This window comes from Neisseria sicca (assembly GCF_014054945.1).
GTDB classification, from domain to species: Bacteria; Pseudomonadota; Gammaproteobacteria; order Burkholderiales; family Neisseriaceae; genus Neisseria; species Neisseria sicca.
Genome location: NZ_CP059566.1, coordinates 1,505,156 through 1,529,678, shown reverse-complemented (window position 1 = coordinate 1,529,678; position 24,523 = coordinate 1,505,156). Strand labels below are relative to the sequence as shown.

At 51.7% G+C, this 24,523-nt stretch carries 23 protein-coding genes; 18 read left to right on the top strand and 5 right to left on the bottom strand.

Annotated features, from left to right (window positions below; all coding sequences use genetic code 11):
* Positions 1-12: 12 nt before the first annotated feature.
* Genes H3L95_RS07435 through H3L95_RS07425 form a run of 3 tightly spaced genes read right to left on the bottom strand, consistent with a single transcriptional unit; the run spans position 13 to position 3,499 of the window.
* Positions 13-531 (bottom strand): PqiC family protein, encoded by a 519-nt coding sequence (locus H3L95_RS07435; protein ID WP_003756013.1) that lies wholly within the window; start codon positions 529-531, stop codon positions 13-15.
* Entirely contained in the window at positions 531-2,192 is a 1,662-nt protein-coding gene (gene pqiB, locus H3L95_RS07430) for an intermembrane transport protein PqiB (RefSeq protein WP_003756017.1), read from the bottom strand. Before pqiB ends, H3L95_RS07435 begins: the two co-directional genes overlap by 1 nt.
* Positions 2,189-3,499, bottom strand: coding sequence for a paraquat-inducible protein A (locus H3L95_RS07425; protein WP_003776766.1), 1,311 nt, complete (start codon positions 3,497-3,499; stop codon positions 2,189-2,191). The genes pqiB and H3L95_RS07425 overlap by 4 nt, the downstream gene beginning before the upstream one ends.
* Before the next feature lie 481 nt (positions 3,500-3,980).
* Here H3L95_RS07425 and H3L95_RS07420 point away from each other — a divergent pair, with 481 nt between their 5' ends.
* Positions 3,981-4,604 (top strand): biliverdin-producing heme oxygenase, encoded by a 624-nt coding sequence (locus tag H3L95_RS07420; RefSeq protein ID WP_003756024.1) that lies wholly within the window; start codon positions 3,981-3,983, stop codon positions 4,602-4,604.
* A gap of 279 nt (positions 4,605-4,883) precedes the next feature.
* On the top strand, positions 4,884-7,262 hold the full coding sequence (locus tag H3L95_RS07415; protein ID WP_003756026.1) for a TonB-dependent hemoglobin/transferrin/lactoferrin family receptor: 2,379 nt from the start codon (positions 4,884-4,886) through the stop codon (positions 7,260-7,262).
* A gap of 360 nt (positions 7,263-7,622) precedes the next feature.
* On the opposite strand, the gene H3L95_RS07405 is transcribed toward H3L95_RS07415, so the two are convergent.
* A complete protein-coding gene (locus tag H3L95_RS07405) occupies positions 7,623-8,045 on the bottom strand; it encodes a hypothetical protein (RefSeq protein ID WP_003769066.1) in 423 nt (140 codons plus the stop codon).
* 371 nt (positions 8,046-8,416) lie between these two features.
* On the opposite strand from H3L95_RS07405, the gene H3L95_RS07400 reads away from it, so the two are divergent.
* From H3L95_RS07400 to H3L95_RS07355, 10 genes are all read left to right on the top strand, one after another.
* A complete protein-coding gene (locus tag H3L95_RS07400; RefSeq protein ID WP_003769049.1) occupies positions 8,417-9,166 on the top strand; it encodes a GNAT family N-acetyltransferase in 750 nt (249 codons plus the stop codon).
* Between the two features lie 113 nt (positions 9,167-9,279).
* On the top strand, positions 9,280-10,029 hold the full coding sequence (locus tag H3L95_RS07395) for a lysophospholipid acyltransferase family protein (RefSeq protein ID WP_003756032.1): 750 nt from the start codon (positions 9,280-9,282) through the stop codon (positions 10,027-10,029).
* Positions 10,030-10,105: 76 nt separating this feature from the next.
* A complete protein-coding gene (thiD, locus tag H3L95_RS07390) occupies positions 10,106-10,912 on the top strand; it encodes a bifunctional hydroxymethylpyrimidine kinase/phosphomethylpyrimidine kinase (RefSeq protein WP_003756034.1) in 807 nt (268 codons plus the stop codon).
* Between the two features lie 107 nt (positions 10,913-11,019).
* Positions 11,020-11,439, top strand: a complete 420-nt coding sequence (locus H3L95_RS07385; RefSeq protein WP_003741038.1) for an OsmC family protein — start codon at positions 11,020-11,022, stop codon at positions 11,437-11,439.
* Positions 11,440-11,800: 361 nt separating this feature from the next.
* Positions 11,801-12,517, top strand: a complete 717-nt coding sequence (locus H3L95_RS07380) for a GntR family transcriptional regulator (protein WP_003756038.1) — start codon at positions 11,801-11,803, stop codon at positions 12,515-12,517.
* Between the two features lie 159 nt (positions 12,518-12,676).
* Positions 12,677-13,453 carry a DeoR/GlpR family DNA-binding transcription regulator gene (locus H3L95_RS07375; RefSeq protein ID WP_003756041.1) on the top strand — a complete coding sequence of 259 codons (777 nt, stop codon included), beginning with the start codon at positions 12,677-12,679 and terminating at the stop codon, positions 13,451-13,453.
* A 254-nt stretch (positions 13,454-13,707) separates the two neighbouring features.
* Positions 13,708-14,331: a hypothetical protein gene (locus H3L95_RS07370; RefSeq protein ID WP_003756046.1), complete on the top strand. Its 624-nt coding sequence runs from the start codon at positions 13,708-13,710 to the stop codon at positions 14,329-14,331.
* A gap of 106 nt (positions 14,332-14,437) precedes the next feature.
* Complete coding sequence (locus tag H3L95_RS07365) at positions 14,438-15,037, top strand: hypothetical protein (RefSeq protein ID WP_003756047.1); 600 nt, start codon at positions 14,438-14,440, stop codon at positions 15,035-15,037.
* 123 nt (positions 15,038-15,160) lie between these two features.
* The gene (locus tag H3L95_RS07360) at positions 15,161-16,849 is read left to right on the top strand and encodes a glutamine--tRNA ligase/YqeY domain fusion protein (RefSeq protein ID WP_003756049.1); all 1,689 of its coding nucleotides are present in this window, start codon (positions 15,161-15,163) and stop codon (positions 16,847-16,849) included.
* An 83-nt stretch (positions 16,850-16,932) separates the two neighbouring features.
* Positions 16,933-17,835: a DMT family transporter gene (locus H3L95_RS07355; protein ID WP_003756050.1), complete on the top strand. Its 903-nt coding sequence runs from the start codon at positions 16,933-16,935 to the stop codon at positions 17,833-17,835.
* Between the two features lie 52 nt (positions 17,836-17,887).
* Here H3L95_RS07355 and H3L95_RS07350 read toward each other — a convergent pair whose 3' ends face one another.
* Positions 17,888-18,532 (bottom strand): hypothetical protein, encoded by a 645-nt coding sequence (locus tag H3L95_RS07350; RefSeq protein WP_003756053.1) that lies wholly within the window; start codon positions 18,530-18,532, stop codon positions 17,888-17,890.
* A gap of 256 nt (positions 18,533-18,788) precedes the next feature.
* On the opposite strand from H3L95_RS07350, the gene H3L95_RS07345 reads away from it, so the two are divergent.
* The 6 genes from H3L95_RS07345 (at position 18,789) to bioD (ending at position 24,421) form a co-directional block, all read left to right on the top strand.
* Complete coding sequence (locus H3L95_RS07345; RefSeq protein WP_003756055.1) at positions 18,789-19,685, top strand: hypothetical protein; 897 nt, start codon at positions 18,789-18,791, stop codon at positions 19,683-19,685.
* A 69-nt stretch (positions 19,686-19,754) separates the two neighbouring features.
* Positions 19,755-20,360, top strand: a complete 606-nt coding sequence (locus H3L95_RS07340) for a DNA glycosylase (RefSeq protein WP_003768961.1) — start codon at positions 19,755-19,757, stop codon at positions 20,358-20,360.
* A gap of 75 nt (positions 20,361-20,435) precedes the next feature.
* Positions 20,436-21,638 (top strand): tryptophan synthase subunit beta, encoded by a 1,203-nt coding sequence (trpB, locus tag H3L95_RS07335; RefSeq protein WP_003756058.1) that lies wholly within the window; start codon positions 20,436-20,438, stop codon positions 21,636-21,638.
* A 32-nt stretch (positions 21,639-21,670) separates the two neighbouring features.
* Complete coding sequence (locus H3L95_RS07330) at positions 21,671-22,138, top strand: DUF4279 domain-containing protein (RefSeq protein ID WP_003756063.1); 468 nt, start codon at positions 21,671-21,673, stop codon at positions 22,136-22,138.
* 322 nt (positions 22,139-22,460) lie between these two features.
* A complete protein-coding gene (gene bioA / locus H3L95_RS07325; protein WP_003756065.1) occupies positions 22,461-23,756 on the top strand; it encodes an adenosylmethionine--8-amino-7-oxononanoate transaminase in 1,296 nt (431 codons plus the stop codon).
* Positions 23,753-24,421, top strand: a complete 669-nt coding sequence (gene bioD, locus H3L95_RS07320) for a dethiobiotin synthase (protein ID WP_003756068.1) — start codon at positions 23,753-23,755, stop codon at positions 24,419-24,421. The genes bioA and bioD overlap by 4 nt, the downstream gene beginning before the upstream one ends.
* The last annotated feature ends 102 nt before the right edge of the window (positions 24,422-24,523 follow it).

Below are 24,523 nucleotides of genomic sequence, written 5' to 3'. Positions count from 1 at the left end.
CAGACGACCTCATCAATAGGCGATGCTTTTTGCCGCTTCGTTCAAACCGTTTTCCAAAGATTTCAGCATGGCGGTATAGCCATCGCCTTGTTGCGGGGTGGTAACGTCAAACGGTTTGTTGCGTCCGTCCGGCCACAGGGCGTAGCCGCTGACGGTAGTCTGACCCTGATAGCTGCCTTGGAAGGCTTCAACATAGATTTTCAGGGTTTGGCCGCTTTGACTGCGTGAGGCGGGAACGAAAGTATGGCGCGGGTTGAGGCGGTTGAGTTTGTTGCTGAAGTTCGCCGCCAACGCGCCGTCGAGCGGCGCTGCCCAAAGGTGGTTCTTCGCCAGATTCACGTGATACGCGTCGGTTTGATAAACGAGGCCGCCGCTGGCAAGCGGTTCGGCAAGGTTGACTTTGACCGCGATTTCACTGCCTTGCGCCGCCGGCCGGATGTATTGGCTGTCGGGCAGGACGAAATATTGCGGGCTTTGCGCGGTGCCGCAGGCGGCAAGCGTCAGGGCGGCGGCAATCGGGAAGAGGCGCATTATCGGCTTCCTTTCGGGATGGGGTCTTTGCTGCTGCTGTTAAAAATCAGCGCATTGGGTTTTTCTTTCAAAGTATTAATGACGGGCTGTACGTCTCTGAGGGTTCTATCCAGGCTTTGCAGGGTATTTTGCACGTCGCCGTAGATGGGCGATTGCGGCGATACGCCTTGCAGGGTCTGGCGCAATTCTTTCAGGGTTTGGTTCAGCTCGTTCGGAATGTTTTGCGTTTGTGGTTTGCCGACCAGTTTGTCAATGGAGCTTAGGGCGGCATTGGCGGATTTGAGGGTGGATTTGAGTTCGGCAAGCGAACCGTTCAACCCGGCAACGGTTTTATCCAACGGCAGATTGTTGAATTTCTCTAACAAATCCGCCACTTTTGCCTGCAAATCATCCAAACCGCCGCCTTGTGTGGCAATGACGGTATCGCCTGCGTAAACGGTGTGCGGTCGCAGCTTGGGTGAAGACGAAGGCTGGTCGGTCAATTCGACCATTTTGCTGCCGGTAATCAAATTGTTGCTGGAAATGGTGGCGGTCAGACCTTTACCCAAAGCGGCTTGGAATTGTTGTTTCCAATGTTCTTTGCTTTGTTCGTCGGCATTGATTTCCATACGCGACGGCTCGATGCGGATGCGCACGGGAATCCAGCCGTTTTCAAACAGATGCAGGCTGTCGTTTCGGTCAAAATAGGGAACGTCGGAAACCACACCGACATTCAGTCCTTTATATTCGACAGGCGAACCGGCAGTCAGACCGCGCACGGACTGTTTGAAAAACGCGGTGTAATACAACGAACGGTCGTCGGGCAGGTTTGCCACTTCGCTGCGGCTGTCGTAAAGCGTGAAACTGTCTTCGCTTTTCACATTTTTGCTGTTTTTGGTTTTCGGCGAATCAAACGAAATCGCGCCGGACAGCAAGGCGGGCAGAGGGGCGGAATTGAGTTTTACGCCGCTGCCCGTGGTTTCGATATTGATGCCGCTCTCCAGCCAAAAGCGGCTTTCCGAATTAATCAGTTTGTCGTTCGGGCTTTGGATGAAGATGGTGTAATGCACGGTTTGGTCGGCAGGCTCGAAATGCGCGCTTTCCACCTGCCCGACCATAAAGTTTTCATAAAGCACCGGGCTGCTGACATTGAGGATTTTGTCGTTTTGACCGACCAGCTTCAGGCGCAGACCGCTTTGCCCGATGGCGGCAATCGGCGGGATGTCCTGCACTTCAAATACATCCTTCGTTTCATTGCTTTTGCCCGGCGTAAACGCGATATACGAGCCGGACAGGAGCGTGCTCAAACCGGTTACACCGCTTTGGTCGATACGCGGTTTCACCACCCAAAACTGCGTATCGCTGCGGATGAGGTCTTTCGCATCGGCGTTAAGCTGGGCGGTGACTTCCACGCCTTTTTGGTCGTCGCGCAGCTTGATGCGGGTAACGTGTCCGACATCGACGTTCAACACTTTAATCACCGTATTGTTGACTTCAATGCCTTCCGCGCTGTCCATCAAAAGCGTGACGACCGGACCTCGGTTGCGGATGTCCTTTACCAGCAGCCAGCCGCCCGCAATCAGCGCAATCAGCGGAATCAGCCACACGATAGATGTGAAGACATTGGTTTTTTTGACACGCGCGGGTACGCGATGTGTTTGAGAAGAATCGTGTTTTTTCATTGTTTCTGGTTATCGTCGGAATCGGGGTCGTCTGAAAGCTGCTGCTGCCTGTCCCAAATCAGGCGGGGGTCGAAATAATAGGCAGACAGCATGGTCAATACCACCACCAGGCAGAAATAAACCGCCGCCCCGCCGGGGACGACGCGCGCCATGTTGGTGTGGAACGAACTCATCAAAATAATAATCACAAAAATATCAATCATCGACCAGCGGCCGATGGATTCGGTAATCCGGTAAAGCACCGACATTTTCGGCGCGCTCATCGGCGGTTTGAAATAAGCAGACGCAATCAAAACCGCCATCGCGATAATCTTCAATACCGGCACCAAAATACTCGCGCTGAAAATAATCACCGCAATCAGCCTGTCGCCGTCGTTCCACATATACACAATGCCGTTGAAAATCGTATTGACTTCCAGCGCGGTAGGGTTCGACGAAATCATAATCGGCAGAATATTTGCGGGGAAATACAGGATAAACGCCGCAATCAAAAATGCCAGCGAAATGCTCAGGCTTTTCGGGCGGCGGCGGTATAAATCCGCACCGCAGACCTCGCAAGGCTGCTCGTCTTTGTCGCGGAAATACAGGCAGCGGCTGCAACAGGTTTTGTCTTCGGATGCCGTTTGCACCGCATCTCCGCCCGTCAGCCTGTGGATTTTATAATAAACCCAATGCTGAGGAATTGAGACCGAAGTCCGAATCAGCATGACCGACAGCGCAAACATCAAATAAAATGCCGAGCCGAATTCAACCTCCGCCACAGACGAGAGCTTGATATACGCCACCAAAGTGGAAATAAAAAACACATCCACCATAATCGCATGACGCAGCCTGACCAAAACCCGCGTCGCAAACCGCAGCGCAGGATACGCCCGCTCGCGCACCAACGCGGTATAAACGTACAAACAAAGCAGCAAAAACAATACCGGCGCGCCGAAAGTGAGGACGAACATCACTTCAGCCAGAAAACCGTAATCCTGATAAATCAAAAGCCGCATCATTTCCGGCAGCGACAGGACGGATGTTACGCCGAAGAGTTCCACGCGGATATAAACCATGCTGTACGCAAACGCCATCAAAATCAGCGAAGTCGTCGCGTAAGCCAGCGGCGCAACATAAGGATTGTTTTCCACCTCGACCACTTCATGATTGCACACCGGACAATGCGCTTCCTGCCCCTGCCGCAGGCGCGGAATATCCATGCGGTTGCCGCAGTCCGGGCAATCCACCGTATGCGCCGGCAGCGATGCGTCGGGCAGGTAGGATTTATAACGCCACCAGCGCGTATAGCTAGGAATCGGTTTCATGGAGGAGGGAAGAGGTCAAAGAGGCAGGTATTATAAAGGAAAACATAGGGATAGCCCAAATTGCTTACATATGGGGGAGACAGTGTCTGGAAAATAAATTATGACTATGTGAATAGTATTGTTTGCAATCAATTCGGGGTCGTCTGAAACGCTTTCAGACGACCCCTTGCCATATTTGTTGCAAATATGCGAAAACAACAGATTTATGTAAATAATAGCAAGTTAAATTCTTGATGATGTAATAGAAATGATATATATTCCTAAATTGTTTTGTAATATGACAGATTTCATTTGTTCATTCGTAAACGATTCTGTACCTAAATATCTCAAAATCATAAATTTCCATTCCCAAACACAGATTTCCCATCACTTATTTTTTATTGATTCGGGCAGCCTTCATTTGAGGTCGTCTGAAAAACCTGCTGTACAGGTTTCGTCAAAACCGTCAATTAAATTTTGTAGATCATCAAAGGATATTCACATGAGCGAAACACAAGAGCTGACCTTTGCCAAACGGCTGAAAGAGCAAACCGCTACCATTCACGACAGCGTGGACAATTTGGTTATGTCTGTCGAGCCGTTTACCAACAAAGAGAACTACATCAAATTCTTGAAGCTGCAATCCGTGTTCCACAAAGCGGTCGATCATATCTATAAAGACCCTGAGTTGAACAAAGCCATTCCCGAGCTGGAATACATGGCGCGTTACGATGCGGTAACGCAGGATTTAGCGGATTTGGGCGACAAGCCTTACGAATACGGCAAACCGCTGCCGCACGAAACCGGCAATAAAGCCATCGGCTGGCTGTATTGCGCCGAAGGTTCCAATTTGGGCGCTGCATTTTTGTTTAAACACGCGCAAAAGCTGGATTACAACGGCGAACACGGTGCGCGCCACCTCGCTCCCCATCCGAACGGACGCGGCAAACATTGGCGTGCCTTTGTCGAACATTTGAATGCTTTGGACTTAAGCCCCGAAGCCGAAGCCGAGGCGATTCAAGGTGCAAAAGATGCGTTTGCGTTCTACAAAGTCGTTCTGCGCGAAACCTTCGGTCTGCCTGAAGGCGCGGAAGCTCCGGAAGGCTTTGTTCCGCACCGCCACTAAATGCAGGGCTATTGATAGTCCAGCGATATGTTTTCCGGCGCAATATTTTGCGCCGGAAAACAGTTGAAGTCTGAAATATCAATCCCTTACATATGGTATGGGCAAGGAAGGCCGCTTTTATCCGGTTTCCGTTTCCGTATTTAAAAATTTATTGGCCATCCGTTATAGGGATTTATATTCGTCATTGCTTTCAATGGAAATATAAATGATTATCAAAAATTTTCATTGTTTAATTAAGCTGAATATTGGTCAATTTTATTGTTTCTGAGGTTTTGAACCATGAAATCATCACACATACTCCCTATTGCCGCCCTTGTCGGCAGTATTTTCGGCAATCCCGTGTTTGCGGCGGATAATGCTGCGCAATCAACGGCTGCCGAGCCCATGCAAGCCGAACTGAAACAGGTAACGGTAAAAGGGCATCGCAACGCGCCCGCCGCCGTGGAACGGGTCAACCTCGGCCGTATCCAACAGGAAATGATACGCGACAACAAGGACTTGGTGCGCTATTCCACCGATGTCGGTCTGAGCGACAGCGGCCGCCATCAAAAAGGCTTTGCCATTCGTGGCGTGGAAGGCAACCGTGTCGGCGTCAGTATTGACGGCGTGAGCCTGCCTGATTCGGAAGAAAACTCACTGTATGCCCGTTACGGCAATTTCAACAGTTCGCGCTTGTCCATCGACCCTGAACTGGTGCGCAACATCGACATCGTGAAAGGGGCGGACTCTTTCAATACCGGCAGCGGCGCCTTGGGCGGCGGTGTGAATTACCAAACCCTGCAAGGACGTGATTTGCTGCTGCCGGAGCGGCAGTTCGGCGTGATGATGAAAAACGGTTACAGCAGCCGCAACCGCGAATGGACGAACACAGTCGGCTTCGGCATGGATAACGGCAGCGTCGATGCAGCCTTGCTGTATTCACAACGGCGCGGCCATGAAACCGAAAGCGCGGGCAACCGCGGCTATGCGGTGGAAGGCAAGGGCAGCGGCACGAATATCCGCGGTTCGGCACGCGGCATTCCTGATCCGTCCAAACACAAATACCACAGCTTCTTGGCCAAAATCGGTTATCAGATTAATGAGAACCACCGTATCGGCGCATCGCTCAACGGCCAGCAGGGGCACAATTACACGGTTGAAGAGTCTTATAACCTGACCGATTCTTCCTGGCGCGAAGCCGACGATGTAAACAAACGGCGCAATGCCAACCTGTTTTACGAATGGACGCCTGATTCAAATTGGTTGTCGTTGTTGAAGGCAGACTTCGATTATCAGAAAACCAAAGTGGCGGCGGTTAACAACAAAGGCTCGTTCCCGATGGATTATTCCACCTGGACGCGCAACTACAATCAGAAGGATTTGGACGAAATATACAACCGCAGCATGGACACACGATTCAAACGCATCACTTTGCGTTTGGACAGCCAGCCGTTGCAACTGGGCGGGCAGCATCGCCTGTCGTTCAAAACCTTTGCCAGCCGGCGTGATTTTGAAAACTTAAACCGCGACGATTATTACTTCAGCGGTCGTGTTTCCCGCACGACCAGCACGATTCAGCATCCGGTGAAAACCACCAACTACGGTTTCTCGCTGTCTGACCAAATCCAATGGACCGATGTATTTTCAAGTCGCGCGGGCATCCGTTACGACCATACCAAAATGACGCCGCAACAACTGAATGCCAACTGTAATGCCTGTGACAAAACCCCACCTGCGCCCAATACTTACAGCGGCTGGAGCGGTTTCGCCGGTTTGGCAGCGCAACTGAATCCGGTTTGGCGTGTCGGTTACGACATTACTTCAGGCTACCGCGTCCCCAATGCGTCCGAAGTGTATTTCACCTACAACCACGGTTCGGGTAATTGGCTGCCCAATCCCAACCTGAAAGCCGAGCGCAGCACCACCCACACCCTCTCCCTGCAAGGACGCGGCGAAAAAGGTACGCTGGATGCCAACCTGTATCAAAGCAACTACCGCAATTTCCTGTCTGAAGAGCGGAAACTGACCGCCAGCGGCGAACCCGGCTGCACCCAGATGGATTATTACTACGGTCTGTGCAGCGACCCCTACACCGAAAAACTGGATTGGCAGATGCAGAATATCGACAAGGCCAGAATCCGCGGTATCGAGCTGACAGGCCGTCTGAATCTGGACAAAGTAGTCTCTTTCGTACCTGAAGGCTGGAAGCTGTTCGGTTCAGTCGGTTACGCGAAAAGCAAACTGTCGGGCGACAACAGCCTGCTGTCCACCCAGCCGCTGAAAGTGATTGCCGGTATCGACTATGAAAGTCCGAGCGAAAAATGGGGCGTGTTCTCCCGCCTGACCTATCTGGGCGCGAAAAAGGCCAAAGACGCGCAATACACCGTTTATGAAAACAACGGCTGGGGTACGCCTTTGCAGAAAAAAGTGCAGGATTACCCGTGGCTGAACAAATCGGCTTATGTGTTCGATATGTACGGCTTCTACAAACCGGTGAAAAACCTGACCCTGCGTGCGGGCGTGTACAACCTGTTCAACCGCAAAGACACCACTTGGGATTCCCTGCGCGGTTTGTACAGTTACAGCACCACCAACGGGGTCGACCGCGACGGCAAAGGCTTGGACCGCTACCGCGCGCCCGGCCGCAACTACGCCGTATCACTGGAATGGAAATTCTAAGCCGATTTTTGATTGAAGAAACGCAAACAAACCGCCCGAATGTCCTGTTTGGCAGAACATTCGGGCGGTTTTATTATCCGTCTGTTTAAAGTTTGCCGTCTTGTCCCATTCTTATAGTGGATTAACTTTAAGCCAGTACGACGTTGCCTCGCCTTAGCTCAAAGAGAACGATTCTCTAAGGTGCTGAAGCACCAAGTGAATCGGTTCCGTACTATCTGTACTGTCTGTGGCTTCGTCGCCTTGTCCTGATTTAAATTTAATCCACTATATTTTCCAACTGTTTAATTGGATTGGGTTTCGTTGCGGCTAACTGTTTCCTTCATATTAAACGCGCTAACGTAGTTTGAGGGATGTGTTTGATTACAGGGATCTTCGGAAATACCGGCCGATTTGGTGAGTACTGCAATTTACGCGCCATTTATCGCTGTTTTGCCAATAATAATCTACGATGATGCCTTGATCGTCAGTGTAGAAAATGCGGTCTTGGTCTTGTCCGTAGCAGACGTTGCTATAGTAGTTGGTAATGATGGGTCCGTATTGGCTGCTGCCTTCGTATTCACGTCCAGCGTAGGAATAGTAGGTATAGCGCCAGAGGTAGGCATAGCGGTCGTTTTCCGATTTGACTCCACCTTCTGTGGGTTTGACGCCATAGGATTTGATAACGGCATCGATAGGTTTGCCGACGAAACGTTTCATACGTTTGTCCAAGCTGGCACAGCCGACAGTGAGACAAACGAGGCCGGCCAGGAGGGCTGCGCGGCCTATGGAGATTTTGGAGGGCATAATGCGTTTTCCTGTCATTAAAATGAGGGGCGGAATGATAAGAAAGGAATAGGCAATTTGGCAAGAGGCTACCCGAAAAACATAAAACGTTTTTCAGGTAACCGCTTGGTTGATACACACTTTGCCTTCCTTAATCATGCGGTGGGATTTTAATGAAGGGTTTGTATGTATTGGGGAAAGGGGGTGCAAGATTTTTTCAAAACAGGGGAGGGGTCGTCTGAAAACAGTTGCCCCCATTCTGTTGTAAAAAATTCTTTTTGCATAGACATTTCATCCCTAATTTGCTTCACTTGTCCGAACTCAATATAAATTCCGGCCTATATCCGCTATAATCGCAAATCGATTATCCAATGTACAAGACAGGAAAATTCATGTCACAAAGCCGTTTCAACCAAACCGGCCCCAAAATTGGTCTGAGCGTGCGCCTTGCGGAAACGCAGGCGGAAATTGAAGCAGCACAACGCTTGCGTTATCAAGTATTCGCCCAAGAGCTGGGTGCAGAAATCGAAAGCGACGACGGTCGCGATGTCGATCCTTACGACGAACATTGCCACCACCTTTTGGCTTTTGACGACGCAACCGGAGAAGTCATCGGCTGCTACCGCCTGATTACCGAAGAAACCGCCAAAAAAGTCGGCGGCTGGTATAGCGAACACGAATTTGACTTGTCCCCTTTGAAAGACATTTTGCCGCAAACCGTCGAACTCGGCCGCGCCTGCACCCATCCCGACTATCGCAACGGCGGTTTGGTCATGCTTTTGTGGTCGGGTTTGGTCAAATTCATGAAAGACGAAAACCTGCGCTTCATGATAGGCTGCGGCAGCATTGATATGCACGACGGCGGCAGCGATGCGGCGGGTCTGTATCATGCCCTGAAATCCAAATACCTCGCGCCTGAAAAATGGTGCGTCAAGCCGCTCAATCCGCTCAAGTGGGACGAAATTACCCCGTCGGACAAACCGGACGTCCCGCCGCTGATTAAAGGCTACCTCAATGCGGGCGCATGGTTCTGCGGCGAGCCTTGTGTCGATGAAGCGTTCAACTGCGCCGACGTGCTCATCATGATGGACATCACCCGCCTGGCAGACCGTTACCTCCAACGTTTCGCCCCTAAACCATAAAGACCAAAAGGTCGTCTGAAAACCTTTTCAGACGACCTCAACTATTGTGAAATCAACCCATAATCAATTTGGGCGATCTCACCCTATACCAAGATTGCACACACCACAACCTTATGATTGCCAAATTACGTTTTACCTTCCGCCTGCTCTGCATCGGCATTTGCCTGCTTTACGGTATGGCGGAAATGTTCTTCCTGTTTCCCTTTTACAGCAAACGGCGCAAACTGCGTGCCATCCAAATTTGGTCGCTGCGCGTCCTCGCTTCATGCGGCATGAAGCTGGAAACCTTCGGCACGCTGCCTCAGGAAGGGCAGGCACAGTTGTTAATCAGCAACCATATCTCTTGGTTGGACATCATGGCGGTCAACGGCGCATTTCCGGGTCGGTTTGTGGCGAAAGACGATGTCGCCAAATGGCCGGTAGTCGGCTATCTCGCCACGCAGGCGCAGACCGTTTACGTTTCACGCAATAAAGGCACCAAAGGCAATACCGCTAAAATCGCCACGGTAACCGAAGCCCTCAAAAACGGCGATACCGTAACCATTTTCCCAGAAGGGACGAGTACGGAAGGTTATGAAATCCTCCCGTTCAAGCCCAGCTTTTTCCAAACCGCCTACGATGCAGGCGTTCCCATTATCCCCATGCTCTGCCGCTACCCTAATCCTGATGGCACCAGTCCGAACCTTCAGGCGGCTTATGTGGGCGATACCAGCCTGTGGCAATCTATCTGCATGATTATCAGCCAGCCTTCCAGCAAGGTGGAGCTGCATTTTCTGGAGCCGGTTCCTGCCAAAGAAGACCGCTACGAAACGGCGCTGGAAATACACGGCATCTTGAGCCGAGAATTAAAAAAATTGGGCTGACAGGTCCAAACAAACGCAAAAAACTTCAAACCGCTATCCGAACCGTTTCATCAAACCAAACAATAGGAGAAGCCAAATGGAAGAAACATTCGTCCAAACGCTGACCATCGCCGGCTCGGATTCCGGCGGCGGGGCGGGGATACAGGCGGATTTGAAGACGTTTCAGATGCGCGGCGTGTTCGGCACCAGCGTGCTGACCGCCGTGACCGCGCAAAATACGCTCGGCGTATCGGCGGTGCATCTGGTTCCGACCGACATCATTGCTGCGCAAATCGAAGCCGTCCGCGCCGATTTTGAAATCCGCGCCTATAAAATCGGGATGCTGGGTACGGCTCAAGTGATTGAATGCGTTGCTGAAAATCTGAAAAAATGCCGTTTCGGCAAGCGCGTCCTCGATCCGGTGATGATTGCCAAAGGCGGCGCGCCGCTGTTGCAGGATTCCGCCGTCGAAGCGATGAAACGCCTGCTTCTGCCTGATACCGACATTCTGACGCCGAACCTGCCCGAAGCGGAAGCCTTGACGGGCGTGCGTATTGAAAGCCGCCAAGATGCGGAACACGCCGCCAAAATCCTGCAGGATTGCGGCGTGAAAAACGTGGTGATTAAAGGCGGGCATTTGGGCGACAGCCGCAGCGAATACTGCATCGACTGGCTGTTTACACCGGATGACGTGTTTGAATTTGCCGACCGCCGCTTTCCGACGGCGCATACGCACGGTACGGGCTGCACGTTCTCCGCCTGTATCGCCGCCGAGCTGGCAAAAGGTTTCGAAACACTCGAAGCCGTGCAAACCGCCAAAAAATACATTACCGAAGCGATTCGCAACCCTTTGAACATCGGTGCGGGACACGGTCCGGTCAATCATTGGGCTTATCGGGATTGAATAAGGTCGTCTGAAACGGAAATTTCAGACGACCTCTTGCTATATTTATCAGTCAAATTTGTTTACAATATTGGGCAAACCAACTTCAACTTCGCGGAAGAGACATCATGCAAGTTACATCAAAATGGATAGACGGAATGTGCTTTGTCGGCACGACCGAAAACGGACACAGCGTCGTCATGGAAGGCGCGGCGGCGGAAGGGCAGGCGAAACGCGGTCCCAGCCCGATGGAAATGCTGCTTTTGGGTGTGGCGGGCTGTTCCAGCATTGATGTCGTGATGATTGCCGAGAAGCAGCGTCAAAAGGTGGTGGACTGCCAGGCGACGGTTACCGCGAAGCGCGCCGACGATGCCCCGCGCGTGTTCACCGAAATCCACATTCATTTCAAAGTCATCGGACACAACCTGACCGAATCCGCCATCGAGCGCGCCGTGCAGATGTCTGCCGAAAAATATTGTTCCGCCTCGATTATGCTGGGCAAGGCTGCGAAAATCACCCACAGTTTTGAAACCGTCGAAGCGGAGTAATTTTTCAGACGACCCCCGTATCCTTCAGGGGTCGTCTGAAAAGCGTTTAGAGGCGGAATATTGTTAAAGCGTGAATAAAGGCCGCCCGACAAAAAAGCAGATATATTCACGCTACACTATGAATATATCTGCTTGCTTATTGTGGATTCTCTCTCTATCAGCCTTCATAACTTGGCCTTGTGAGGATATTGTGCAAGCTTCACTAGAGATTGTCAACAATTTTTAATTATATCTTAATCAGATTTTGTGCTATATCGAAATGGAATCAAGCAAAAAGCGATAAGGGGCGGGTTGCCGCCGTCGCAAAATTTCTGTTATTTCAAACGATATGACACGCCAGACTATGAGGAGAGCTTAAATAATGAATACCGATAACGATACCCTCCATGCGCCTACCCCTTCTTCCATGATGCCGGCAGGCAGGCATGATTCGGAGCTGTTCCGCGTTTACGCCCTGATTTTGGACGGCATCACCGACCATGTTTTGCTGCCCGGCAAAAAACTGACCGAATCCGAGCTGTGCCGCCAGATGGTCTGCTCGCGTAACACCGTGCGCGGCGCGCTGTCCCTGTTGGCACACGACAAAATTGTCGATTTGCAGCCCAATCGCGGCGCGTTCGTCCATGTTCCCGATTTGAAGGAAATGCAGGACGTGTTCAACGCGCGTATCGAAATGGAAAGCATGATTTTGAACCTTCTGTCCGATATGCCCGATTTGGAAACCCGCCTCCAGCCGCTCTACGCCATGATCGAGCGTGAAGAACAGGCGTCCGACAGCGGCGACCGCGTGGGTTGGAACCGCCTGTCCAACGCCTTCCACGTCGAACTGGCGCGCTTGATCGACAATAATGTCTTGTTCGATATCATGAACACCCTGTGCGCCCGCTCTTCGCTCATCGTCGCCGTCTTCGATGCGCAGCGTCATGAAAAACGCACCATCAACATCCACACCCATTCCGAACACCGCGAAATCCTCGACCTGCTGGTCAACGGCAAACGCAACCGCGTGGTCAAAGTCATGCGCAAACACTTAAGCGCGTGCGTGGAGCGTTTGGAACGCAAATACGAAGCGGAATAACACGGACACAGCAAAAAGGTCGTCTGAAAACCGGGATTCAGGTTTTCAGACGACCTTTGGTTTTGGGCAAAGCCGAATCGGCGGCAGCCTTTTCCGATTTTGGGCAAAAGACGTACAATCCGAATTCAAACGAACCGGAACGAATGGAAACGAATCCAGATGAAACCAAAAATACAAAGACACGAACACATCCTCGCCCTGGTGCGCGAGCAGCATTTCATGACGGTCGAGCAGCTTGCGGAAGCTTTGGACGTGACCCCGCAGACCATACGCCGCGACATACAGGAATTGAGCGAAACGCGACAGTTGAAGCGTTACCACGGTGGAGCGTCGGTCGGCGATATTTCCGGCGGCGTGGCTCAAGGCAAGCGAAAACACTGCCAAAATGAAAAAAACGCCATCGCCCGCCTGATTGCCGCCCACATTCCCGACAATTCGTCGCTGTTTATCAGCATAGGCACGACGATGGAAGCCGTTGCCGCCGAGTTGGTCAAACAGCGCAAAAACCTGCGGATTATCACCAACAATATTTACGTTGCCTCCATCACGTCCGCGCGCACCGACTACACCGTCATCATCACTTCCGGCGTCGTGCGCCCCTTGGACGGCGGGATTACGGGCGTGGCGACGGTCGATTTTATCAATCAGTTTAAAGTTGATTATGCCGTCATGAGTACGCACGGCGTGGAAAGCGACGGATCGCTTTTGGACTACGACTATAAAGAAGTCAGCGTCATGCAGGCGATGATGACCAATGCGCGGGTCAGGTATTTGGGCGTGGACCACAGCAAATTCAACAGCAATGCCTTGGTCAGGCTGGGCGACATCGGCTCGTTTGACAAAGTATTTACCGACCGCGTACCGGAAGCCGCCATGCAGAAGGTTTTGGGTGATGCGGGTGTAGAATGGCTGGTTGCCGAACTTGTACCGCTTTGATTTCGGGGGTTGCAAAAGGTTAATGAAATTCGGGTACAATGGGGAAGCGTTTTCAGATGGCTGCTATTGAATGGGCAGGTCGTCTGAAAATATAGTAGATTAAATTTAAACCAGGACAAGGCGACGAAGCCGCAGACAGTACAGATAGTACGGCAAGGCGAGGCAACGCCGTACTGATTTAAAGTTAATCCACTATAATCATCCGTACATGAATGTTCTTGGATTCAGAAGAACAGTTTTGAAAAGACGTAAAGATGAATTTCCCCCGTATCAGCGAAAGAACATTTTCCGGCCTTTCATTGGCTGGCAGTATCATTATTATCATCACGACTTCGATATGGTTCAGTCAGGCAATACCCGATCGCTTCGAGCTTACATTGATTGCCGGTATGTTGATGCTTTGTTCGGCGAATCTGGTTTATGTCCTGTTTTCCCATCGTTTGCGACCTGCTACTGTGGCGGGCAGCGTGTGGATAACAACCATACTTTGGTTGTTGTTTATGATGGCGGTAGACAGTGCTGACAGTCATAATGACCCTTACTCCCCTAATTACGATCATCACGGATCAGGTTTTTTGTGGCTAGGATTGCCTGTGTTTTATGTTGGTTCGCTGATTGCTTCCATTATCGCTACCGCAGCCCGCCCCAAACTGCTCTCTTTGGAAAAATCCTCGCTTCAAGCATTTTGGGCGTCCATGCGCTGGTCTTTTATCGGCACTACCGGTTTGCTTGGGATTTGTTGCCCAATCACACTTTTGGTCATTTTGGGTATCGTTCTGTTGATGAACCGGCTGGTTGATTTTATCGATTCATCAACCGCATTCAAACGTCCGGAAGACAATACTTCCGACCATTCCAATCTTTCATCCGATTTGTAATGAGTCATACAGAAGTCTGCTATTTGACGGATAGGTCGTCTGAAAACCAATCATCCGTATATGAATGTCCTTTGATTCAAGAGAACAGTTTTGAAAAGACGTAAAGATGAATTTCCCCAGTATTAGCGAAAAAAAATTTGCCGGCCTTTCATTAGCAGGCAGTATCGTCATTATCATCACGACTTCGATATGGTTCGATCAGGTAGGTCCTGAAGGTTTTGACAGCACATTGATTGCCGGTATGTTGATGCTTGGCTCGGCGAATCTGGTTTATGCCCTGTTTTACCGGCGTTTGCGTCCTGCCACGTTGGCGGGCAGCTTGTGGGCGACAGCCATCATTTGGGTTTGGTATATGAGGGAAGTGGTCGATGAGCTCGTTTACAATCGGCACGGTTCAGGTACTTTGTGGTTTGTGTTGCCTTTATTCTACGGCATCTCGCTGATTGCTTCCATTATCGCCACCGCAGCCCGCCCCAAGCTGCTCTCTTTAGAAAAATCCTCACTTCAAGCATTTTGGGCGTCTATGTGCTGGTCTTTTATCGGCAATGCCGGTTTGCTTTGGATTTTTTACCCAACCGCACTTTTGGTCATTTTGGGTATCGTTCTGTTGATTAACCTGCTGGTCAAGTTGTTCGATTCATCAACGGCATCAAAACGTCTGGAAGGCAATACTTCCGACTATTCCAATCTTTCATCCGATTCGTAATTGTCCATACAGAGGTCGTCTGAAACGGTTTTCAGACGACCTCTGTACCTTGTATTGACTGTAAAGCCGTCCTGTTTTCAGGTAAAATCGGCACGACATCATATTTTCAGATAGCTCCCGACCATGCTCAACAAAGACCAATTCGCGGACAACCATTTCATCCGCACCATCATTGAAGAAGACTTAAAAAGCGGCAAACACGAAGCCATCCAAACCCGCTTCCCGCCCGAACCCAACGGCTACCTGCACATCGGCCACGCCAAATCCATCTGCCTGAACTTCGGTTTGGCGTATATTTACGACGGCTTGTGCAACCTGCGTTTCGACGATACCAATCCTGAAAAAGAAAACGACGAATACGTCAACGCCATCAAAGAAGACGTCGAGTGGCTCGGTTTCCATTGGGCGGGCGAGCCGCGTTTCGCTTCCAATTATTTCGACCAGCTGTATGACTACGCCGTCGGCTTAATCAAAGACGGCAAAGCGTATGTCGATGATTTGACGCCCGAAGAAATGCGCGAATACCGCGGTACGCTGACCGAAGCAGGCAAAAACAGCCCTTACCGCGACCGCAGCGTCGAAGAAAACCTCGACCTGTTCACGCGCATGAAAAACGGCGAATTTCCCGACGGCAGCAAAACCCTGCGCCTGAAAATCGACATGGCATCAGGCAACATCAATATGCGCGACCCCGTCATCTACCGCATCCGCCGCGCCCATCACCACAACACCGGCGACAAATGGTGCATCTACCCGATGTACGACTATACGCATTGCATTTCCGATGCCATCGAAGGCATCACACATTCCTTGTGTACGCTCGAATTTGAAGCCCACCGCCCGCTTTATGACTGGGTGTTGGACAACATTCCCGCGCCGCACGCCACACGTCCGCGCCAATACGAGTTTTCCCGTTTGGAGCTTTTGTATTCCATCACGTCCAAACGCAAGCTGAACCAACTGGTTTCAGACGGCCACGTTACCGGCTGGGACGACCCGCGTATGCCGACCATTTCCGGTATGCGCCGCCGCGGCTACACGCCCGAAGGCCTGCGCCTGTTTGCCAAACGCGCCGGTATTTCCAAATCTGAAAACGTCGTCGATATGAGCGTGCTGGAAGGTGCGATTCGCGAAGAGCTGGAAAACTCCGCCCCGCGCCTGATGGCGGTCTTGAACCCGCTCAAAGTAACCCTGACTAACTTTGAAGCCGGCAAAACCCAAAGCCGCCGCGCCGCGTTCCATCCGAACCACGAAGAAATGGGCGAGCGCGAAATCCCAGTGTCCCAAACCATCTACATCGAAGCGGACGACTTTGCCGAAAATCCGCCCAAAGGCTTCAAACGCCTGACTCCGGGCGGCGAAGTACGCCTGCGCCACGGCTATGTCATCAAGTGCGACGAAGTCGTAAAAGACGCGGCAGGCAATGTGGTCGAACTCAAATGCAGCATCGACCATGACACCTTGGGCAAAAATCCCGAAGGCAGAAAAGTCAAAGGCGTGATTCACTGGGTTTCCGCCGAACATGCCGCCGAAATCAAAGTCCGCCTGTACGACCGGCTCTTTACCGTCGAGCGTCCCGATGCCGTGCGCGGCGAAGACGGCGAATACCTGCCGTTTACCGATTTCCTCAACCCAGAATCCATTAAGGAAATCACCGCCTACGCCGAACCCGCAGCCAAAAACCTGCCCGCCGAAAGCCGTTGGCAGTTTGAGCGTCTGGGCTATTTCGTGACCGACCGCAAAGACCACCGCCCAGAGCAGCCCGTGTTCAACCGCACGGTCACGCTGAAAGACTCTTGGCAGCCCAAGTAATCTGTTGGCAACAGCCATATTGGAAGGTCGTCTGAAAACTTGGAATCGGGTTTTCAGACGACCTTTGTTGATAAAGGAATGAGATGGAACGTTATTCTGTACATTTGAAACTGCTGGGGATGGCGGTGTTGTGGGGTGCGTCTTGGCCGATGGGGCGGATGCTGGGGCAGTCGCTGCCGCCGCTGACGGGCGGGGCGGTTCGGTTTGTACTGGCTTCGGTTTTGTTGTTGGGTTGGCTGTTTGCGCGCAGCAGGTTCGCGACTTTGGCGGCTTTGTCGGCGCGGCAATGGCTGGGCTTGACGGCAGCCGCTTCCGTCGGGGTATGCGGCTATGCGGTGTTTTTCATGCTGGGTTTGCAGGCGATGCCGGCGGGTAAGGCGGCGGTGGTGGTGGCGGTGAATCCCGTGCTGACGCTGCTGCTGGCGGCTTGGCTTTTCGGCGAGCGTTTAAACGCGAAGATTTTGGCGGGTATGCTGCTAGCGGTCTGTGGCGCGATAACGGCGGTAACGCAAGGGCAGCCGTTGACGGTGTTGTCGGGCGGCATCAAGGCAGGGGAGTGGCTGATTTTCGGCTGCGTGGTCTGCTGGGCGGCTTATACCTTAATCGGGCGTGCGGTTTTGCGCGGGATAGACGCGTTGACGGTAACGGCGGCAACGTCGTTCATCGGCGCGCTGATGTTGTCGGCGGTAGCGTTGTGGACGGACGGACTGCCGTTTGATGCAATGGCGGCGATGGATGCACGCGGTTGGACGGCATTGGCGTGGCTGGTCATCGGCGCGACGGTATTGGCCTACGCGTGGTATTTCGAAGGCGTGAAGACTTTGGGTGCAGGCAGCGCGGCGGCTTATATTACGCTCGTGCCGATTTTCGGTATGCTGTCTTCGGCTTGGGTTTTGGGCGAACCGCTGCATATTTCGCTGGTTGCGGGTTGCGCGGCGGCAGTCGGTGGCATGACGCTGATGCGGTATGGGCAGAAGGTCGTCTGAAAGATTCAAGAGAGGATAAGTTCCTTATCAAACGATGGATGCTCTGTCAGTGTTATAGAAACTCAATCCAGTAGTCTCGGTGTGGTTCGATAATGACCGGTTTGCACCAGAAATATTTGAGGTATCCCAAATTGGCGGGCGTTACGGGGCGGTTGTTCATATTGAATTTTTCAGCACTTTCCCTAGTCAGGAAACATTTGACGGATACATAATGTTTACCGTCTGATTCTCTTTGAATGCCTTCGAAACCGATTCTGTCTCCCACCTTAAACTCTTTGGCAAGGAGTTGTCCGAGAAAATAAACGGTTTTGTTTTTCATCAACTCGTAGGCTTTCGCATTTTCTATTTCGGCATTTGTTGCTGCAAACATAATGCAAAAGCTGTCGATAAGGTCTTTCAGGGGCTGCAAATCGTCTTTGGAAAAGATAATGTCCGATGTATCAAGTCCGGATATAACAAGGTTTACATAATAGGGTTGCCAGATAACCGCATCAAGAGACATGCCTAAAGGGATGGTTTGCGCTTTGTAGCCGGTGATTTCAAACTTTCTCCTTTCTTTTTCATATGCCTCTGTTGAAGCAAAGACATGAAGGTTCTCCACTTTCCTGAACGGCCTTTTTTTTACGAAAGCAATGACAGGCCTGTCCAGTTGTTCGAATAAATTGAGGTTGTAGTATTCAATAGGAATTTTTTGCATTGAGACCTTTCTTTTCTATGTTTCGTGGTTTTATTCTAACATATCGCTAAAGCGGCTGTTCCGTTTGCGATAACGTTGTCTGTCGGCTTGTAAACTTGTTTCAGGATAAGGCAGGGGTCGTCTGAAATTTTTGTTCGGGTATTTTTACTTTATTGAAATTGGGTTTCAGACGACCCTTTATTTATAATAGGTAAGTTGAAGCAATATGGCTTTGATAACGAGAGAAATTTCAATATAACGAACAAAGAAAGAATCAATGCTGCCGTTTTATAACTTTATTTGGCTGACGGTGGTCGCCATACTGGGCTTGATGCTTGTCGATATGATGTTGAAGGCTGAAAGACCGTTGTTTAAAGCAATGGCTGTCAGGGTCAATGTGTTTTTGCTGTGCTGTTTGGGCGTACAGGCGTGGAGCGTGTGGATGGGGCAGCAAAAACCGGAGGGGTATGTGCTTCGGGAGGATACGGTGGTAGATGGTTTTCCATTGCCCGCCGGAACAAAGTTGCATTTTCGGTGGAAAAAGGATATTGAATCTTACGAGTATGCAGTCTTCCCACAGCCCGTCGAATGGAAGGGCGTAATGATTAAGGCAGTGGAACGGAAGTTTTATGACCAAAATATGGGCGAAGGCGTCTTTCTGAAGCCGGCGGAAGTGGCCGATCGGAAACCGGTTTGGTCGGAAGGTTGGTTGTGCCGTGTGGACGCTGAAGATTTTGGGTGGAAGTATGTCGGTACGAAGGATAAGCGAACGCCTTCGCCTGACGATTACCGGCTGACGGGGTGCCAGTTGGATGAGTCTTTCGTGCTGCCGGTGTCGCAATTGGGCGAAAATGTGAAGCTCGGTTTGCATGAAGTGAGATACATTGAATCCGGCAAAGTTTGGCTGGCATGGTTGGCTCCTGAAAATATGCCTTTTACAGGCTTGATCACGCTGGACGGTAAAAAGAATATTGTGGAAATAGAGATTGAACCCAAACAAACCGATATTTTGGGTTGCGTATTTGACAATGTTTCCTTGCTGACTTGGAATCGTGACCGACCGGATATCTGGACGGTATCGGCCCGCCCGAAAGCGGAAAATGAATTGGTGGAAGAGCATAATGTGAAACAGCCGGAAACTTGTTGGGGGAGAAAACTTGTCTATCAGTATTAATCGGCAGGTTGGCTGAAAAGGCAGCAACCGACTGTTTTGTGTTCAATATTTTTTATCAAGGAAATCATGATGTCCGCTCCGCTCGAAATCGAAACCCACCCTTTCCCCGCCTTGCTGCCGCCGCAGGCGACGGTAATGATGATGGGGACGTTTCCGCCTAAGGAAGACAAACGCGCGATGCAGTTTCATTATCCGAATTTCCAAAACGATATGTGGCGCGTCTACGGGCTGGTGTTTTTTAATGATGCGGCGCATTTCCAGATGCCGGCTGAAAAAGCGTTTGATGCGGAGAAAATCAAGGCGTTTTTGCGCGAACGGGGGATTGCCTCCTGCCCGACCGTGTTGAAGGCGGTGCGGGAACACGGCAATGCGTCCGACAAATTCTTGCAAGTGGTCGAAACCGTCGATTTGGCGGCGGTGTTGGCGCAGATGCCCGACTGCCGCCATATTTGCACCACCGGCGGCAAGGCGACGGAAGTCCTGCTCGATATTCAGGGCGGCGGCATCAAAATGCCGAAAACGGGCGAAACCGTGCCGTTTCCGTTTGCCGGACGGGATTTGACCCTGACCCGCCTGCCATCGACTTCGCGCGCTTATCCTTTGAGTTTGGCGAAAAAGGCGGCGGCGTATCGGGCGTTTTTCGAAATGGCGGGTTTGTGTGAAAAGCAGTTATAATTGCCGACAATTTTCCCTTTCAGACGACCTTCTTAAACCGAGGTCGTCTGAAAAAACAGACAAGGAAGAAATCCGATGAAAAACTACCAAGCGCCCGACGAGAAGGGCTTTTTCGGCGAACACGGCGGACTTTATGTCTCCGAAACCCTAATTCCCGCCTTACAAGAGCTGGCGGATGCCTATAAAGCAGCGAAAAACGACCCGTCGTTTTGGGAAGAGTTCCACCGCGATTTGAAACACTACGTCGGCCGCCCCAGCCCCGTTTACCATGCCGCGCGATTGTCCGAGCATCTAGGGGGCGCGCAAATCTGGTTGAAACGCGAAGACTTGAACCACACCGGCGCGCACAAGGTAAACAACACCATCGGTCAGGCGCTGCTCGCCCACCGTATGGGCAAAAAACGCGTCATCGCCGAAACCGGCGCGGGTCAGCACGGCGTAGCCTCCGCCACCGTCGCCGCCCGCTTCGGCATGACTTGCGACGTGTATATGGGCGCGGACGACATCCAGCGTCAAATGCCCAATGTGTTCCGCATGAAATTATTGGGTGCGAACGTGGTCAGCGTTGACAGCGGCAGCCGCACACTGAAAGACGCGATGAACGAAGCCATGCGCGAATGGGTCGCCCGCGTGGACGACACGTTCTACATCATCGGCACCGCCGCCGGCCCCGCGCCGTATCCCGAAATGGTGCGCGATTTCCAATGCGTTATCGGCAACGAAGCCAAAGCGCAGATGCAGGAAGCCATCGGCAGACAGCCCGACGTCGCCGTTGCCTGCGTCGGCGGCGGCTCGAACGCCATCGGGCTGTTCCACCCGTATATCGGCGAAGAAAGCGTGCGCCTCGTCGGCGTGGAAGCCGGCGGTTTGGGTGTGGACACCCCCGACCACGCCGCGCCGATTACCAGCAAAGCCCCCATCGGCGTATTGCACGGCTTCCGCAGCTACCTGATGCAGGACGAAAACGGCCAAGTCTTGGGGACGCATTCCGTGTCCGCAGGCTTGGATTACCCCGGCATCGGCCCGGAACACAGCCACCTGAACGACATCAAGCGCGTCGAATACACCGTCGCCAAAGACGACGAAGCACTCGAAGCCTTTGATTTGTTGTGCCGCTTCGAAGGCATCATCCCCGCGCTCGAATCCAGCCACGCCCTCGCATGGGCAGTCGCCAACGCGCCGAAGATGGGCAAAGACCAAGTGATTCTGGTCAACCTGTCCGGCCGCGGCGATAAAGACATCAATACCGTGGCAAAGCTGAAAGGGATTGAGTTGTAGGGATGATGTGAAGGTCGTCTGAAAACAAAAATATGATGATTCTCCCCAATTGTTACAGCTATTTCCGTATGGTGTCCGACCACAATTGCGCCGATGAATTGACGCAATTGCTCGGTATCCAGCCGTTTTCTGTTACCCGATGCGGAGAGATGCATTTAGCTAATGGAATGCCACGACCACAGCCGGCTGATTGGAGCGCATGGAATGGCTGCCGCCAAGATCAGCCGGTCAATGATGCAGAAGGACAGTGCCTGCGGATTGTCCGCCAATTGCACGGGAACATTGATGCACTTGCCCGATTCCGTCGGCAATACCAAGCAAAATTTTGGTTGGAAGTTGTCCCTGAATATGTTGTGGATGCAGAACAAAATCCCTATATAGGATTTAGTCGGGAAATCATAGAATTTTGTTATCTGACAGGTACGGAAATAGACGTCGACGTCTATCATTACTGTAATTTCTGCGACTCTGATGAAGGACAAAACGGTACGCTGCATTAATCTGCCTTCATTGACCTGAATTTGTCTTTTAATGTCTTTGGTTTTGGGATATCGACAGGATATAGGGCGTATTCGTGTTCACGCCGTGATTAGCTATCTCACTTGAAATTCCCAAAATAACGCCGTTTGAAAGTCCGCCTTTTAAACGGCGTTATTTTTAAGCTGCCTGATATTTTTCTACATACTATGCCGGATATGAACCACATCACTGAAAACAGGTTTTCAGACGACCTTTTCCTTATTCAATAAAGACTTTTCAGGTTTTCATCTAATCAGAGTGGGTTAAAATAGCGGAATTTGATATAAACCCTTCTCAGAAAATATGTTGCCCGAACACACTTCCTCCCTGCTCGATTTCGACCGCGCCCATCTGCTCCATCCCTATACATCCATGACCGACCCGTTGCCTGTTTATCCGGTGAGCCGTGCGGAGGGCGTGCATATCGAATTGGCGGACGGTACGCGGCTGATTGACGGGATGTCGTCTTGGTGGTGTGCGATACACGGCTACAATCATCCCTTTTTGAATCAGGCAGTTGAGGCGCAGATTAAACAGATGTCGCATGTGATGTTCGGCGGTTTGACGCACGGGCCGGCGGTGGAACTGGGCAAATTATTGGTCGGGATTTTGCCGCAGGGACTGGACCGTATTTTTTATGCGGACTCGGGTTCGGTTTCGGTGGAAGTTGCGCTGAAGATGGCGGTGCAATACCAGCAGGCGCGGGGTTTGACCGCGAAGCAGAATATTGCGACGGTGCGACGCGGGTATCACGGCGATACTTGGAACGCGATGTCCGTCTGCGATCCGGAAACGGGGATGCACCATATTTTCGGCAGCGCTCTGCCGCAGCGTTATTTTGTCGATAATCCAAAAAGCCGTTTTAACGATGAATGGGACGGGGCGGATTTGCAGCCTGTCCGCGCCTTGTTTGAAGCGCATCATGCGGATATCGCCGCCTTTATTTTAGAGCCGGTCGTGCAGGGCGCGGGCGGCATGTATTTTTATCATCCGCAGTATCTTCGCGGTTTGCGCGATTTGTGCGACGAATTTGATATCGTGTTGATTTTTGACGAAATCGCCACCGGATTCGGGCGCACGGGTAAGATGTTTGCCTGCGAACACGCTGAGGTCGTGCCGGATATTATGTGTATCGGCAAGGGTTTGAGCGGCGGCTATATGACGCTGGCGGCGGCAATCACTTCACAAAAAGTCACCGAAACGATTTCGCGCGGCGAAGCAGGCGTGTTTATGCACGGACCGACATTTATGGCGAACCCGCTGGCGTGTGCCGTTGCCCGTGCTTCGGTCAAGTTGCTTTTGTCTCAAGATTGGCAGACAAATATCCGCCGCATCGAAAGCATCCTGAAAGGTCGTCTGAAAACCGCATGGGACATTCGCGGCGTGAAAGACGTGCGCGTTTTGGGTGCCATCGGCGTGATCGAGCTGGAAAAAGGCGTGGATATGGCGCGTTTTCAAGCGGATTGCGTGGCGCAGGGCATTTGGGTGCGCCCGTTCGGCAGGCTGGTGTACCTCATGCCGCCTTACATCATTTCAGACGACCTCTTGACCGAACTTGCCGACAAAACCGTGCAAATTTTGAAGGAACACAGCAAATGAAAGGCGTTTACTTCGTCAGCGGTATAGACACGGACATCGGCAAAACCGTCGCCACCGGCGTGTTGGCAAAACAATTGTTGCAGCAGGGCAAAAGCGTGATCACGCAAAAGCTCGTGCAAACCGGTTGCCAAAACATCGCCGACGACATCGCCGTCCACCGCAACATCATGGGCATACCCATGCAGGAAGCCGACAAACAGCGGCTGACCATGCCCGAAATCTTCAGCTATCCCGCCTCGCCCCACCTCGCCGCCCGTCTGGACGGCAGGACTTTGGACTTGCACAAAATCCGCACCGCCACGCAGCAACTGGCGGCACAATACGAAATCGTATTGGTCGAAGGCGCGGGCGGATTGATGGTTCCGCTGACCGAAAATCTGTTAACCATTGATTATATTCAGCAACAGGCTTACCCCGTCATTCTCGTTACCAGCGGGCGGCTCGGCAGCATCAACCACACCCTGCTCAGCTTTGCCTCGCTCAAACAATACGGCATCGGCCTGCACAGCCTGATTTTCAATCACATCCACGACAGCCGCGATGAACACATCGCCCAAGACAGCTTGGCATATCTAAAGGGTCGTCTGAAAACAGATTTTCCCGATGCGGAGTGGATGGAGTTGGATAAGGTGGAGACGGACGAAAGGTCGTCTGAAAACGATTAAAAGTGGCGGGGCGTTGCTGCTGAACGAAACTGCGCTGTCGCTGGCGATACTGACGGAACTGGGGTTCAGCTTGTGTTTACTGTATGATTCGTCCAAGCAGTA